Genomic DNA, 14,185 nt, shown 5'->3' with positions numbered 1-14,185 from the left:
ACCCTTACTATTCCCAGAACCGCTATTTTAAAAAGCTCTTTCATGATTACCTCATTAGCAAGTTAGTAACATTCACAAAACAAACAAAAAAAGGAATGAACTCAATCATCCCCCTCTTAAAATAATCGCCGGCTTCCCGACTGGATAATATTCGATTGGTCCGCAGTCCTGGAGAACTGCTGCATCTAAGCAATTTCTGCCGTCAAAGATGATTCGCTGTTTCATGATATCCAATACAGCTTCGACATCAAGCTGTCTGAACTCTTCCCACTCGGTGACAATAAACAAACCATCTGCATCTTTTGCGGCTTCCAATGCTGAGTCCAAATAGGTGATGACATCACCTATGACTGTCCTTGCGTTGCTGGCTGCAACAGGGTCGTAGGCTGCAACCTCAGCACCTGCAGCAGTTAAAAGCCGTGCAATTTTTATCGACGGTGCTTCCCTCATGTCATCTGTTTCCGGCTTGAATGACAGGCCGAGCATGGCGATTTTCTTCCCCTTTAGTTCTCCGAAACGTTTTAATGCTTTTCCTACAAGCAGCTCTTGCTGATGATCATTGATGGCAATCGTGTCTTCCAATAATGAAAATGGTACCCCTTTCTCCCTGGATGTGTGCAGCAGCGCTTTAACATCCTTTGGAAAACAAGAGCCGCCATACCCTATTCCTGCTTTTAAAAAAGCTGTTCCAATCCGCTTATCGTAGCCCATCCCCTTCGCTACATCCTCAACGTCTGCTCCTACAGCTTCACAAAGATTGGCGATTCCATTGATAAAGCTAATCTTCGTTGCCAAAAAAGCATTGGAGGCGTATTTGATCATTTCTGCGCTTCTCACATCCGTCAATAAAAACGGAACGTTTAGCGGCCGGTACATCTCCTGGATTTTTTTAGAAGCACCTGCATCGTCAGTGCCTATGATAATTCTGTCCGCTTTCAAGGTATCCAGGATGGCTGACCCTTGCCGCAGAAACTCAGGGTTGGAAACCATCTTGATTTCAACATTATTTTTCAACTGCCCGAGTAACAACTGTTTCAAATATTCATTCGTGCCAACCGGCACCGTACTCTTAACCACGACTATACAATCCTGGACAATATGTTCAGCTAGGTCCTTTGCGGCCTGTTCAAGAAAGCTCAGGTCCGCCTGTCCGTCAGCACTCTGAGGTGTACCGACGGCAATGATGATGATTTCTACTTCGCTTAATCCTTGCTGATGAGAAGTAGTGAAGGCCAGTCTTCCTTCGGTGGAGTTTTTAATAAGAAGCTCTTCAAGTCCCGGTTCATAAATCGGGGACTTTCCCTCCTTAAGGATGTCTATTTTCCTTTCATCAACGTCTATGCAAACTACCTCGTGGCCGATTTCCGCGAGGCAGACTCCAGTGGATAATCCTACATAACCTGTTCCAAGTACAGCGACCTTCATGTCAGTCACACTCTCTCTTCATGCCCGTCATCTCGGATACACCTTTTAAATACTGAATGACATCATTCCTGGTATCTTCCCTTTGCAGCGCAAAGTCCACCGTTGCCTTGATGAAACCGATTTTATCCCCGATATCATATCGCTTGCCTTCGAAATTATATGCCAGGACTGCCTGACGCTTATTAAGCTCATTGATGGCATCGGTCAGCTGCAGCTCTCCACTGTGGCCCGCTGGAAGATTAGCCAGCACATCAAAGATTTCCGGTCTCAGTACATAACGTCCCATAACCGCATAGTTTGAAGGTGCCTCATCTTTCGAGGGCTTTTCTACGAGCGAATCGATATAAAAGAGGTTCGGCTCCAGGTTCGCCCCCTTTGGCTTGATGATCCCATATTTGCTGACATCGTTATCAGCAACACTTTGCATGGCTACAACCGAGCTATTGCAGTATTCAAATACATTGATGATTTGCTTCAAGCATGGGGTTTCGGACATCACAATGTCATCGCCAAGCAAAACGGCGAACGGCTCATTGCCGATGAAGCTTCGGGCGCAAAGGATGGCGTGTCCCAGGCCCAGCGCTTCCTTTTGCCTGACATAATAGATATTTGCCAGGCTTGATATATTTTGGACCTCTTCTAACATATCAAGCTTATTCTTCTTTAATAACGCATCCTCCAGTTCATAGGATTTATCAAAATGATCCTCTATCGATCGTTTTCCCCTGCCGATGATGATAATGATTTCCTCAATCCCCGAGGCGACTGCTTCCTCTACGATATATTGGATTGTCGGCTTATCAACGATCGGCAGCATTTCCTTAGGCTGTGCTTTTGTTGCCGGTAAAAACCGTGTCCCGAGCCCGGCTGCCGGGATAATCGCTTTGCGGATTTTCATATACTGCCTCCCTTTTGAATCCCATAGTCTTGTATATTCAAAAGGCCTAGCACCCGGCACGTTAAAGGCCTACCAATTCGAAAATAGACTATTAACCGGTGCAGGTAATAGGTTCCTGCCTAAAAGAAAGAACTCCCGCTATAGGCAAAGAGTCATCTATGCAGAGGTAAATATACTTTTCTTATAAAACGAGGCAGCAGCTTCGGAAGGACCTTCTTGCGCCGCTTCAACAGCATAGTCACCATCGCTTTTTTCTCTTCATTCGTAACCATCCAATCATCGGGAATCGTTGAGACAATTTCTTCGATTAAAAAAACCGGTATGGTCTGAATCAGTTCAAGCGGCTCTGCGAAGGCATCCTCATTCTCGATAAATGTTGCCATCATTTGTTGGGCAGCACTTTTTCTCAATCCAGTTGGCAATTTTTCAAGGCTGGAAATCTCCCAACTATACGATCCGAGAATTTCGGCATGATCAATGATCCATAAATGATAGATTTCATTTGCCACTTCTTGCAAAAGAATATTTTTTCGTGTCCGCCCCCTGTTGCATAGCCAATAATCGAAAAGGATGATGCCGGCAAGCGTTTCTGAATTCACAATTCCGCTAACATTCGATACATGATGGCCGTCAAGACAATTTGGCACATACAACGAGGCGAATTGATGCTTGGTAGGAATAAACTGAGCAAGCTCAGGAATTTTTCCGGTAAATTCTTCGGGCATTTCAACAAGGCAGGCAAATGGCACTGGCAGACCCAGGTATCTCGCCAGACAATAGGAAACCCATTCATTTGGCAAAGTTTTTTCAAACCCAGCCTGAAGGAACTTCACCACATAGTCTCTGCCATCATCAAAAGCAATCAGGTGCGCATTTGGTTTTCCTTCGAGTTTCCGACGGTAAGCTACGGGTTTTATCATGACTGGTCCCCTCTTAACCGATCTCCGTAAATAATTTCATATAATAGATCGAGATATTGATCAGCTACAACTTCGATGGCAAAATGCTGCTTGACATGCTGGATGGCCGCCCTGGACATTTGCTGCTGTAATTCAGGAGCGTCAATGATGGAATAAAGCTTTTTTACGGCATCATCAACCTTTTGACTGTAATACAGCATTCCTGTTTTCTCCTGAAGAACCAGCTCGGTGACTGGCATCATGTTAGGAGCAACGACTGGAACACCGCAAGCCATCGATTCGATAAAAGTATTGCCAAAGGATTCGGACTTTGTCGTTGCCAGCGTGCAACCCCCGGATTTGCGTATTTTTGCATAGACGTTTGGCATTTGGTGATAAGGGATGACAGGATGCCATTTTATGATGTCAGAGAGGCTTTCCTCTTGCCATTTCTCCGCGAACTCTGCACGCTGGACACTTTGCGCACCGCCAATTACCCAAAATTCAATATCCTTCCGCTCTTTTTTGATCCTTTTCGCTACCTTCAGAAGCATCTGCCAGTTTTTCCGTTCCTCCAAACAACCAATCCAGCCAACAATTTTTTTATCTGTCGCCAAAATAGGTTCACTGGAATAGTCGATCTCTCTTTCCAGCAGCGGACGGAAAAAGGATAGATCCACACCGTTATATATGACCTCAACCTGTTTGCTTTCAGTTAGAATGGAGACAACACGTTTCTGGTAATTGGATGGGACAATGATGGTTTTAGGTTTTATTTCCCTGAGGGATTTCAAATGGGGCTGGAGCTTGATAATCTCCGGAGTACGGGCTTCTATGATTACTGGACCGGAAAACCCTGCTTTACGGACCCACCTATAGGCATCTTTCGTATCGATGACGATGATTGCATCATATTCATTGGACTGTATAATACTTATAATTTCGTTTTCATCTTTAGTTAAATAGACAGGAGCGATATCTTCCATGATGTGAAGCCCGCCAAGATCGGTCGTATATAGAAACTCAGTATCGATTCCATGTTTTTTAAAGTAAATCGTACGATTCCGCCATCCGGCATTTACACCGCCAACTGAAAGCAGATGCCAGATTACTAGTACTTTCATATTGGTTTCTCCTCACTATAGATTCGTCACATTAATTTCCTTCATGCATTTTTTCAAATACTTCGTATCCATGATGGTCCTCCTTGCGAGCGTTAAGTTCCGCTTCTTATTAATAAATTCGATGTTGGCAAAAAACGTAAGGGCATGAAACTAGTAAAAGGAAAATGTGTGCTGGTAGAGATATGGGCGGCGATGTATGACGGGCAATAATTGCCCTATTAGTTCCAATTCTGTCTGTCATTATCTTGATGACGGACAAGAATTGCTTCTTCCCCTCCATCTCTGTCCGTCATAGCCTTGATGACGGACAAGAATCGGGGTCTTCCCTCTATTTCTGTCCGTCATGGCCTTGACGACGGACAAGAATCGGGGTCTTCCCTCTATTTCTGTCCGTCATGGCCTTGACGACGGACAAGAATCGGGGTCTTCCCTCTATTTCTGTCCGTCATGGCCTTGATGACGGACAAGAATTGCTTCTTCCACTCCATTTCTGTCCGTCATAGCCTTGATGACGGACAAGAATCGGGGTCTTCCCTCTATTTCTGTCCGTCATGGCCTTGACGACGGACAAGAATTGCTTCTTCCCCTCCATTTCTGTCCGTCATAGCCTTGATGACGGACAAGAATCGGGGTCTTCCCTCCATTTCTGTCCGTCATGACATAGCGCTTTTTTTCTCTGTCTTGTAACGGTAAAATAGACATGAAAGGAAGTGGACAGATGGCAAACTCAGTTGCAGGCACTAGTCAGTCGCATTTGACTCAATATATCCCGCCTAAAGGCATGTACGAAGAATTTGAGGATGAAGCTCATTATCTCGAGAAGGTTAAAGAATGGGGTTTGAGCACGAAGAAGGATTTTTGGTACAAAGACAGATATCAACATTGTCTTGTGACAATAAAGGGTTATGAAATCTTTGGTGAAACAGCTGAATTCAATACTCTTGTAATTGAATACCCGGATGGGAACTTAACTTGTATCCACCCTGCGTACCTGAAGGAGATGCAGTCTTCAAGCTTTGGGAAGGAAATCATCCCTCAAGCTTCAGGTGATGAAAGTGCAGCTTCAGAGGTGGAGAAAGAGAAGCCTAGAGTAATGGCTCCTTCAGCAACAGAAGCAAAAGCAGAAAAACCTGCAAAAAAGGAAAAAGTAAAAAAGGAAAAGGCTCCTAAATTAGTGCTGCCAGAAGAAAAGGTTCATTTTACCGCGACGGTGAAGCAGTTTGCACTAAGCTGGAACCATTTCAATGAGGATAATGACGAAGTAGTCGTGTTCGAGAATGTCCGGATTGAACAGGAGGAACCAATCGAGGTTGGTCTTGCATGGGGCTCACACAGCAAAACGCTGAAAAAACACGAACTGGAGCCGGGACAGCAGCTTGAATTCGACGGCAAAATCGTCAAAAAGAGTCTTCCAAAAGGTAAGGACGTGGAAGATGAATCAATGCTTCTCGATGTATCAGTAGCTTATAAAATCAATAACCCTTCAAAAATCGCGAAAAAATAAGAATGGACTGGCCTCAAATGCCAGTCTATTCTTTTATTTTGAGAAAGTTTGGATAAATTGGATCAATGCCGGGCCTAACAAAACGATGAATAAGCTTGGGAAGATAAACAGAACAAGGGGAAACAACATTTTCACCGGTGCCTTCATAGCTTCTTCCTCGGCGCGCTGCCTCCGTCGTTCCCGAACCTCATTGGACTGGACACGAAGCACCTGGACCATACCGATCCCCAGCTTTTCAGCCTGCAGGATGCTGCTGATGAAAGCTCGCACTTCCTCGACTTCGATCCGGTTTTTGATTCCCGTAAGCGCTTCTCTTCTCGTTCGGCCAAGCCTCAGCTCTTCAAGACTCCTATGGAACTCAGCGGAAAGCACGCCATCCTTTTTTGATACGACCTTGCTGACTGCGGAATCAAATCCAAGTCCCGCTTCAAGACTGACTGTCAGTAGATCAAGAATATCAGGAAGCTCCTTTAACGCGCTTTTATTCCTTGCCTTTCTCTTGATGCTTAAATAATAGTGCGGCAGGAATGTGCCCGCTGCCAGCCCAATTAGGAGGAACAGGACTATGCCTGCATAACCTGCCTGGAGGACCGCGCCATATCCACCTGCCAAAAACGGGAGCAGCAGCACGAGGGAGATTTGCAACAGCCTGAAGTCAACAGGTGTCATCCCAAAAGGACTTCCTGCAAGCTGTAGCTTCGTCTCGATTTTTGCTTCCTTTTCGCCTGGCATCCTCCGTTTAAAGCTTCTTTTAAAGTCATTCATCAATGGCTTTCCGATTCGCTCATATAAGGAAGCATTGCTGGCCTTTTCAGTGACATCCGGATTTTCTTCCTTCACGCCGCTGACGAAGGTAGACATACGCTTTTTCAGATGGGTGGCCTTCTCTGCCCTCATCAAATAAAGTCCATATATGGCAAAAGAAATCGTTAAGAAAAAAGTAAAGTATAGCATCCTACACCTCGACTGCCGTAATTTTGCGGATCAGCGCAAATCCGATGATGCCAGAGAAAACCCCTGCAATCGTCAAAGCAATTCCTACTGGGTGCCGAAAAAGAGTTCCGATATAATCAGGTTCAATTAAATACAGGACGAAAGCCAGAATGATCGGTAACAAACCAATAACGATTCCTGATAACCTCCCTTGAGCTGTCAGTGAAGATATCTGTCTGTGAATTTTCGTCCGCTCCCTGATCGTCTGCACAATTTTATCAAGCACGGTAGCAAGATTGCCCCCTACCTGACGCTGAATCAAAATTGCCTGAATCATCAAATCCAAATCTTCGCTTGGCATTCTTTCTTTAAGCTCATTCAAGGAATCCTCAAGACTAGCTCCGTATTGCATCTCCTTGATGACACTGTCCATTTCCTCCTTTATCGGTGAACCTGCTTCCTCAATCACAGTTTTCAAAGCCTGCTGGAAGCTAAATCCGGCCCTCAAGGATCCGACAATTGTAGAAATCATATCTGGAAGGCCGTCGTTGAATTTGACGATTCGCTCCTTGATTTTCTTCTTCACATACCAGCGTGGCAGCATGAATCCCATTAAAAAACCGACTGCCATTAGAAGAATGTTTCCGGAAACAAGGAGTAAGAGAAATCCTGTAATTCCAGCTGCCAGCCACCTGAATAAAATATATTCCTCTGGCTTCAACGGAAGGCCGGACCGTCTTAGCATCGTCTCTAGCTTTGAATTCTTCTCCTTGGTCAGCATGTTCTTCCTGACCTTTTGCTTTGTCATTTGGTAGTAAACCATCAAATTATATTGCTTCCGGTCTAGCTTCGTCCCAGAGCTCGCCAGGTATTTTTCAATACGCTTCTCCAAACGCTTGTCCGAGAGAAATATCCTCTGAAAAATCGAGTAAAAAAATAAAAATACTGTCATCATGAACAGAGCGGTAAGGACATAGATCATTCTCCCCACTCCTCACCTTCAATGAACACATTCGCCGGAATATGAATTCCTGATGCTTCAAGGCGTTCATAAAACTTGGGCCGTACTCCGGTCGGGATCAGGCGGCCAATGATTTTACCGTTCTCATCCACCCCTTGTTGTTTATACGAAAAAATATCCTGAAGGACGATGACATCGCCTTCCATTCCCTGCACCTCGGTAATGCTGGTTATTCTTCTGGAACCATCTTTCAAACGTGACTGCTGGATAATGACATCAAGCGCTCCAGCGATTTGTTCGCGAATCGCTTTTACCGGGAGTTCGACACCTGCAAGCAGCACCATTGTTTCAAGACGGGCAATCATATCCCTTGCACTGTTGGAGTGCCCCGTGGCTAGGGAGCCATCATGTCCCGTATTCATCGCCTGAAGCATATCCAGAGCTTCGGCGCCACGGACCTCACCGATCACCACCCGGTCAGGCCTCATACGAAGCGAGTTCCTGACAAGGTCCCTTATGGTGATTGAACCCTTCCCTTCGATATTGGGCGGTCTTGATTCTAGAGATACAACATGGTCCTGCCCCAGCTGGAGCTCAGCTGCATCCTCAATCGTGATAATCCTCTCATCATGAGGAATGAAGTTGGACAACACATTGAGTGTCGTCGTTTTTCCGGAGCCCGTTCCACCGGAGACAAATATATTAAGTCTTGCTTTTACACATGCCTCTAGAAAGATTGCCATTTCATTGCTAAGCGTTCCGAAGTTAACCAAATCTTCAATTTGAAAAGGGTCCTTCGAGAATTTCCTGATTGTGACTGTCGGCCCATTCAATGCAAGCGGAGGGATGATCGCATTGACACGAGAGCCATCCGGAAGCCGGGCATCGACCATCGGGGAACTTTCATCGATCCTCCTGCCCAGCGGAGCAACGATTTTTTCGATGATGCTCATGACATGCTCTTCATCCCTGAACATAATCGAGGTCAGCTCAATTTTCCCTTTTCGTTCACAATAGACCTGAGCCGGTCCATTCACCATAACCTCGCTGACATCCTCATCAATCAAGAGCGGATTGATTGGCCCAAACCCCGTTAAATCATTTCTCAGTTCATCGACGACCTTTTTTCGGTCAATGCTGCCCCGGAATTGCTCATCCTCTTTCATGATTTCAATTGCCATCGCATCCAGCTGAGGAATGATATCCTCTACAGGCGCATCTTTATATTCCTGGAGTATTTTCTTATGTATCAGGTTTTTAAGCTCCTGATGCTTATCCTGCTTTCTCTTGACTTCAGGACTGACGACATCTTTCTTGTTTGGTTCCCTGAACACAGACCGGATGTCTATCTTCTGCTGTGGAGCGGGCTGGGCAACAAATTCGTCTTGCTGGCTATCTGCTCCTTCTGCTTGCTGTGTCCTTTCCTGTATGCGGTTCAGAAGGCTCATTGTGCTGTTCCTCCCTTCATGCGTTTTCTGCCAATTAATTTGGATAGGAAAGAAGGTTTTGCTGGTTCCTTGAACATGGTTATCTCACGCCTGCTTGTGATTCGTTCGGCCATTTTAAAAATAGCTTTGGCTACATCCGTCTTCCCCTGGTTGATGACAAATGGAATCCCGATGTTAAGGGATTGAGAGCAAACCTGGAAGTCATTCGGGATGTATACAGGATCTTCATAACCCAAAATACGCGCGGCATCCTCTGCCTGTATCACACTTTCCATATTCGCCCGGTTCACTACAAGTGTCACTTTATTGCGCAGTTCCAGGATTTCGAAGGTCTCAAGCATCAGTTTCGTATTCTTCAATGCTGTCATTTCAAGATTGGCCATGACCATGATCTGATCCGCCTTTTCAGCGATATGGACTGTATGATCATTAAGGCCAACAGATGTATCGACGACCACATAATCATAATTCAACAGCATCAGGTCGAGAACTTTATCAACTGATTCCTTTGTAACAAGGTCTGCATACTCAGGCCGGTCCGGTGCCGCCATGACCTTCACGCCGCTTTCATGCCTGGACATATAGCCAGCCAGGCTATGCTCATCAAGAGTGCTGATTCCTTCAATTACTTCCTTAATGGTAAAAGAAGACTTCAAGTCCATGGCAAGACCGATATCACCAAATTGAAAATCCCCATCCAATATCGCGACAGATATATTTTTCTTCACCAAAGCTCCAGCCAGATTGACCGTCAGGACCGTGCGACCAATCCCGCCTTTTGCACTGCAAACGGCAATAAGCTCGCCACGTTTCATCTTAGCCGGCTTCTTTTCATGTATTTGCAGTTCATCCGTATTTTCCATGATTGGTCACCCTCCATCTTCTTCAATCTTGGTCGCTGTCGCCCGCTGCTTCTTTTTCCGTTATGACTGGCCGCTTATGCAGCATGAAATGGATATTCCCTTGTTCTGCCGAATTGACAAGCTTAACAGCGTCCTCAGGTGTGAGTTCCACCGTTACCGAGGAATACTCGGCATATGGTTCTTGAGTATCCTCTGGCAGAACCATTTTTCGCCCTACTGCCAGTACCCTTGCCTTTTGCAAAATGATTGTGGATTCGATTTTCGCCTCTGGTCCATCAACCTTTTTTGAAAAAATAATATCAACTTCGTCTTCCGGTTCTATTAAGTTTGAAACTGACTGATTGAAATTTGAACCAACAGAAACTGCCCTGTATCCATCCTGGACTTTCCTGGAGACATAGACATGTTCAGTGACCTGTGACCCAAGTCGGTGGGACAGTACTGCCTCACCCTGTTCGATATCTGCATTGGCAAGCTTGCCAACTGCCTCTTCCTGATTTTTTATCGCATTGGCATGCAGGGCCTTCTCAGGTACCATCATTATCCCAAGCTTCTGTGCAGTGATTTGTTCATTTTTTAAGATTTTCTCTTTGGCGACAACAATTTCAACCAGATTACTGTTCATTGCCTTTTCAGCTTTCACTTGATTCATATATTGAAAGAATAAAAATGTCGTTACAATTCCCATTACTAATGCGAGGACCAAAACAAGCTTTGACCGCATATTTGATCACCTACTCCGTTATTCGAATGCTGTATGCGCCTTTAAAGGCGGCTGCTTCACTTTCAAAACCCGTTCCTGCACGTTTGATGAAAATACCCTTGATTGAAGTGTCATGGCTGTCCATAGGATCGGTAATATAGAAATAAGCGAAACCAGTAATTTTCACTTCTTTTACCTGATTGACATCCGTGCTGTATGGTTTATAGACAGGGACAAGCAGAATCCTTGAACAGTTCCTTGAATTTATATCCCTTGGGAGTTCTGGACAGGAATTCACTTTCTCCTTGACCACTTCCCTTGTTTTACCGGCAATATTACCTGTTTGTGTGATGACGATATCTCCCACAGAAAGCTCGTTTTGATAGCCATGGCGCAGGTTCTCTTCATAAGGCCGAGCTCCTGTATCTCCGAGGGCCAGGACTCCGAAATTTCCATATTCTACTCCACCAGTATCCACCTTTAACTGATACTCTTTATTGAACTCTAGCGGGATACTGTCATCAATCCCAAGCGGTGCTGCTCCTTCTGCCCGTCCCATCGTTCTTAACTCGGCAGCAGAATGTGCTTTGACATCGACAGTTTCAAAGCCAAGCAGTTTTGAGAATGCCAGATCGACTTTTTTGGACAAATCGATGCCGACCTTCTTCTCCATCTCTATTGATATATTGTCGACAGAAGAGCCATCCTTATGGGCTGCTACGATGTTTCGTACCACCTCTTCAACCTTCGCTTCATTGTTGGTCAGCTCCTGTGCTCCAGAAAGGACAGCAGCATTAGCCGTTTTCTGAAGCTCCGCCTTCGTCATATAAACCATCCCGCCGTCGATTGCAAGGCCGGCAATACTAAGGATGACAAACATCGAAAGAGCTGCCAAAAGGATGGTGTTCCCTGATTCTTCCGCTAACCATCTTTTTGCCATTTAGTCCTCCTCACTCAACCCTAATCGTTGACTCCGCCTTTATCGTCAAGGATGAAGAAAACAGGCTGGATATAAACGGAGTGAAAAATTGATAAGGATATTCCAACTTCACAGTTAAATAGTCACCAGCCACCCGTCCCGCATCTCCTGGAGAGATAGAGATGGCCAGTTTATCAATCTCATTCAGCTGAACGTAATCCCTGGCAAAAGCAGTGACTTCGGAATCACTTTTACCGAGACCTCCCACCCTGACAGTTTCCTGGGCCGCCATATGAAGATGGGCATAAGAATACATTATCCTGCCAAAATCCAAAATGCCTACCAACAGCAATAAAAGAACCGGCAGTACGAGGGCAGTCTCAACGAGTGATTGCCCTCTCTCATCACGCCTCATAACAATCCCCCTCCATTCGGAAACACAATCGCAGCCACAGCTCCAATCGCAATGGCCACCCCATATGGATAGGTGGTGGTCAGGGATTCCTTATCCAGTCCAAGCGGAACTTTCATACCACTGCGCAGCCCGCCCAGGAATATGCCAATCTGCTTTAGCCTGTTTAAGGCACCCTTTCTGAAAAAAAGGATTAATAACGCCAGAATCCCACCAGCAAGCGCCATATAAACAGCAGCCGTCAATACAAATACGGCCCCTTTCAAGCCACCGATCACCGCAAGCAGCTTCACATCTCCAGCACCCATTCCACCTAACAAATAAGGGATCAATAAAATAGAGAAACCAACTACTGTGCCGGAAAGCGAAAAGCCAAGGCCCAAAATTCCATCAGTTACTGAATTCAAAACGAGGCCAGCCAGTAAAAACGGCAGTAACACCTTGTTATAAATCTTCCGTTCTCTCAAATCGGTGATCACACAAATGACTATTAATGCTATCAATAAAAAATCAACTAACATTCATCTACCTCATTTCAGTGAGGAGTTTTAAAAAAGCCTCACGTTTTTCAACGCGAGGCTGTTTCGGTCTGTACCTCTGACTGGTAAGAATACTGTATTAACAAGTTCCAATCGCATAGAAGATTCACTAGCGTTGCATTAAAGTGTTGCTGATAAGTCAAATGAAAAATTTATTAGTGAAATTGTACCTGGTTAAAATAAGTGAATATTCCGACTTATTAAATCCTCGAGAAAAGAAAAAAAGGATAAAGTGACATCATTGAAGGTGTCCTTTATCCATATTTTTACACTTATCTACGATTAATTATTTCTAAATTCTCCTGCTTCCACGCCCATAACTATTTCTTTAAATACTTGTTCGTGATCATACCTTTTTCTTCCGGCAGAGGATCTTGAAGGAGGCTTAAATAATTCCTTCTTAAATTCTGGATATGTATTTAATACAAATTTTTCAATATGCTTTTTTAACACTAATAAGGTACCTTTAAACCCTGAATCAGCCTGTAATAATAGAGTTAAACAAAAGGAAATCATCGCCATATAAACTTGGTTATGTACTGCATTTTGACTTTTACCATACATCGTTTTTAATACCGTATGCTGTTTCATCCACTTATAAAACAACTCTATTTTCCAGCGATCCCGATAAATAGCACTTACTTCCTCTGCCGGGATTTTTGCATCATTAATAATAATTTGGATCTGTTTTCCTTCGCTATCGACTGTTTCTATCAAACGAAGAGGATGTTTCATCTTCCCCAGAAAAACAACAGCTTCTCTTAGAATGGATGAGTTCTTTGGCACAGGAACTTCTTCAACCACTTCAACCACTGTGTTCTCCTTAATTCGTGTGGCAAACCGAATTCCTTCTGAACAGAGTCTGTCGAACTTCTTGAAGTCAAAATACCCTCGATCAAAAACATGGAAGGTACCAGGTATATTGACTAAGAGAGCATCTAACTGTGCTACATCAGATGGTCTTGCAGGTGTAATAATTAGATCATCTAAGTATGTAACATCATCATGAAACACCACGCGCGTATGCAATTTGATACCAGAAGTAAAACGATTCTTAGGGGCCCAAGGATGCTCCTTAAGACTAAGAGTGATGGTTGATGAATCGATAAGATGCAGCTTTCTAAGCTTTTGATTCCCTTTGCCAACTCCATATATTTGACGTACCTGCTGTATGAGATGTCTCAGTACGGCCTCAAAAATAGAAGGGGAAATGTCACTTAACTTCCTTGACAATTGGGATTTACTAATTGACTTTAATCCAATTTCTTTCTGGAGTTTGGAGTCCTTGTTTAACTCAAAACTAATATCAGTTAAACTAGTAATTCGTTTTAATTGTGCGTAGGTAAACAGTTTTACAAAAGGAATAATCTTAAATTTTTTTACATACTTATCAAGTTCAAGTTGTTCTGTCATTTTTATTAAAACACCTTCACCCATCGGATATAGGTATTTATTAAATACTGATATTGTGTTACTCTTGTCCATGGGAACTCCTTATAATTAGGATTTGGACAGGACATTGACCTTCCTACTAATTATAAGGATTTTTTTATGTGT

General features: G+C 44.2%; 14 protein-coding genes. 1 reads left to right on the top strand and 13 read right to left on the bottom strand.

Translation table 11 applies throughout. The annotated features are described in order from the left end of the window. Positions 1 to 105: 105 nt before the first annotated feature. The 4 genes from ACH0QE_RS20465 to ACH0QE_RS20450 all read right to left on the bottom strand — a co-directional run bounded on the left by ACH0QE_RS20465 (position 106) and on the right by ACH0QE_RS20450 (position 4,346). Entirely contained in the window at positions 106 to 1,425 is a 1,320-nt protein-coding gene (locus tag ACH0QE_RS20465) for a UDP-glucose dehydrogenase family protein (RefSeq protein WP_415802330.1), read from the bottom strand. Position 1,426: 1 nt separating this feature from the next. After that, complete coding sequence (gene galU / locus ACH0QE_RS20460; protein ID WP_415802312.1) at positions 1,427 to 2,323, bottom strand: UTP--glucose-1-phosphate uridylyltransferase GalU; 897 nt, start codon at positions 2,321 to 2,323, stop codon at positions 1,427 to 1,429. A 152-nt stretch (positions 2,324 to 2,475) separates the two neighbouring features. After that, the gene (locus ACH0QE_RS20455; protein ID WP_415802311.1) at positions 2,476 to 3,243 is read right to left on the bottom strand and encodes a HipA family kinase; all 768 of its coding nucleotides are present in this window, start codon (positions 3,241 to 3,243) and stop codon (positions 2,476 to 2,478) included. After that, positions 3,240 to 4,346: a glycosyltransferase family 4 protein gene (locus tag ACH0QE_RS20450; protein ID WP_415802310.1), complete on the bottom strand. Its 1,107-nt coding sequence runs from the start codon at positions 4,344 to 4,346 to the stop codon at positions 3,240 to 3,242. The genes ACH0QE_RS20455 and ACH0QE_RS20450 overlap by 4 nt, the downstream gene beginning before the upstream one ends. A gap of 718 nt (positions 4,347 to 5,064) precedes the next feature. Between ACH0QE_RS20450 and ACH0QE_RS20445 the strand changes: the two genes are divergently transcribed. Beyond that, positions 5,065 to 5,850 carry a hypothetical protein gene (locus ACH0QE_RS20445; RefSeq protein ID WP_415802309.1) on the top strand — a complete coding sequence of 262 codons (786 nt, stop codon included), beginning with the start codon at positions 5,065 to 5,067 and terminating at the stop codon, positions 5,848 to 5,850. 33 nt (positions 5,851 to 5,883) lie between these two features. On the opposite strand, the gene ACH0QE_RS20440 is transcribed toward ACH0QE_RS20445, so the two are convergent. The 9 genes from ACH0QE_RS20440 to ACH0QE_RS20400 form a co-directional block, all read right to left on the bottom strand. Next, complete coding sequence (locus ACH0QE_RS20440) at positions 5,884 to 6,804, bottom strand: type II secretion system F family protein (protein WP_415802308.1); 921 nt, start codon at positions 6,802 to 6,804, stop codon at positions 5,884 to 5,886. Position 6,805: 1 nt separating this feature from the next. Then, a complete protein-coding gene (locus ACH0QE_RS20435) occupies positions 6,806 to 7,765 on the bottom strand; it encodes a type II secretion system F family protein (protein WP_415802307.1) in 960 nt (319 codons plus the stop codon). Continuing rightward, positions 7,762 to 9,192: a CpaF family protein gene (locus tag ACH0QE_RS20430; protein ID WP_415802306.1), complete on the bottom strand. Its 1,431-nt coding sequence runs from the start codon at positions 9,190 to 9,192 to the stop codon at positions 7,762 to 7,764. The genes ACH0QE_RS20435 and ACH0QE_RS20430 overlap by 4 nt, the downstream gene beginning before the upstream one ends. Further along, the gene (locus ACH0QE_RS20425; RefSeq protein WP_415802305.1) at positions 9,189 to 10,055 is read right to left on the bottom strand and encodes an AAA family ATPase; all 867 of its coding nucleotides are present in this window, start codon (positions 10,053 to 10,055) and stop codon (positions 9,189 to 9,191) included. The genes ACH0QE_RS20430 and ACH0QE_RS20425 overlap by 4 nt, the downstream gene beginning before the upstream one ends. Positions 10,056 to 10,077: 22 nt before the next feature. Further along, positions 10,078 to 10,779, bottom strand: coding sequence for a Flp pilus assembly protein CpaB (cpaB, locus tag ACH0QE_RS20420; RefSeq protein ID WP_415802304.1), 702 nt, complete (start codon positions 10,777 to 10,779; stop codon positions 10,078 to 10,080). A 10-nt stretch (positions 10,780 to 10,789) separates the two neighbouring features. Continuing rightward, positions 10,790 to 11,698, bottom strand: a complete 909-nt coding sequence (locus tag ACH0QE_RS20415; protein ID WP_415802303.1) for a pilus assembly protein TadG-related protein — start codon at positions 11,696 to 11,698, stop codon at positions 10,790 to 10,792. Positions 11,699 to 11,708: 10 nt separating this feature from the next. Beyond that, complete coding sequence (locus ACH0QE_RS20410) at positions 11,709 to 12,092, bottom strand: TadE/TadG family type IV pilus assembly protein (protein ID WP_415802302.1); 384 nt, start codon at positions 12,090 to 12,092, stop codon at positions 11,709 to 11,711. After that, on the bottom strand, positions 12,089 to 12,610 hold the full coding sequence (locus ACH0QE_RS20405) for an A24 family peptidase (protein ID WP_415802301.1): 522 nt from the start codon (positions 12,608 to 12,610) through the stop codon (positions 12,089 to 12,091). Before ACH0QE_RS20405 ends, ACH0QE_RS20410 begins: the two co-directional genes overlap by 4 nt. 300 nt (positions 12,611 to 12,910) lie before the next feature. Then, positions 12,911 to 14,113 (bottom strand): IS4 family transposase, encoded by a 1,203-nt coding sequence (locus ACH0QE_RS20400; RefSeq protein ID WP_415802300.1) that lies wholly within the window; start codon positions 14,111 to 14,113, stop codon positions 12,911 to 12,913. Positions 14,114 to 14,185 lie beyond the last annotated feature (72 nt).

This window comes from Mesobacillus sp., from assembly GCF_047739415.1.
Taxonomy (GTDB): domain Bacteria; phylum Bacillota; class Bacilli; order Bacillales; family Cytobacillaceae; genus Mesobacillus.
Note: the sequence above shows the minus strand (reverse complement) of the source record. Positions and strands in the feature narration are given on the sequence as shown.

Bases quoted from the DNA above. Each gene is read 5' to 3' on its own strand.
- ACH0QE_RS20465 (WP_415802330.1), bottom strand. From the start codon at position 1,425: ATGAAGGTCGCTGTACTTGGAACAGGTTATGTAGGATTATCCACTGGA.
- galU (WP_415802312.1), bottom strand. From the start codon at position 2,323: ATGAAAATCCGCAAAGCGATTATCCCGGCAGCCGGGCTCGGGACACGG.
- ACH0QE_RS20455 (WP_415802311.1), bottom strand. From the start codon at position 3,243: ATGATAAAACCCGTAGCTTACCGTCGGAAACTCGAAGGAAAACCAAAT.
- ACH0QE_RS20450 (WP_415802310.1), bottom strand. From the start codon at position 4,346: ATGAAAGTACTAGTAATCTGGCATCTGCTTTCAGTTGGCGGTGTAAAT.
- ACH0QE_RS20445 (WP_415802309.1), top strand. From the start codon at position 5,065: ATGGCAAACTCAGTTGCAGGCACTAGTCAGTCGCATTTGACTCAATAT.
- ACH0QE_RS20440 (WP_415802308.1), bottom strand. From the start codon at position 6,804: ATGCTATACTTTACTTTTTTCTTAACGATTTCTTTTGCCATATATGGA.
- ACH0QE_RS20435 (WP_415802307.1), bottom strand. From the start codon at position 7,765: ATGATCTATGTCCTTACCGCTCTGTTCATGATGACAGTATTTTTATTT.
- ACH0QE_RS20430 (WP_415802306.1), bottom strand. From the start codon at position 9,192: ATGAGCCTTCTGAACCGCATACAGGAAAGGACACAGCAAGCAGAAGGA.
- ACH0QE_RS20425 (WP_415802305.1), bottom strand. From the start codon at position 10,055: ATGGAAAATACGGATGAACTGCAAATACATGAAAAGAAGCCGGCTAAG.
- cpaB (WP_415802304.1), bottom strand. From the start codon at position 10,779: ATGCGGTCAAAGCTTGTTTTGGTCCTCGCATTAGTAATGGGAATTGTA.
- ACH0QE_RS20415 (WP_415802303.1), bottom strand. From the start codon at position 11,698: ATGGCAAAAAGATGGTTAGCGGAAGAATCAGGGAACACCATCCTTTTG.
- ACH0QE_RS20410 (WP_415802302.1), bottom strand. From the start codon at position 12,092: ATGAGGCGTGATGAGAGAGGGCAATCACTCGTTGAGACTGCCCTCGTA.
- ACH0QE_RS20405 (WP_415802301.1), bottom strand. From the start codon at position 12,610: ATGTTAGTTGATTTTTTATTGATAGCATTAATAGTCATTTGTGTGATC.
- ACH0QE_RS20400 (WP_415802300.1), bottom strand. From the start codon at position 14,113: ATGGACAAGAGTAACACAATATCAGTATTTAATAAATACCTATATCCG.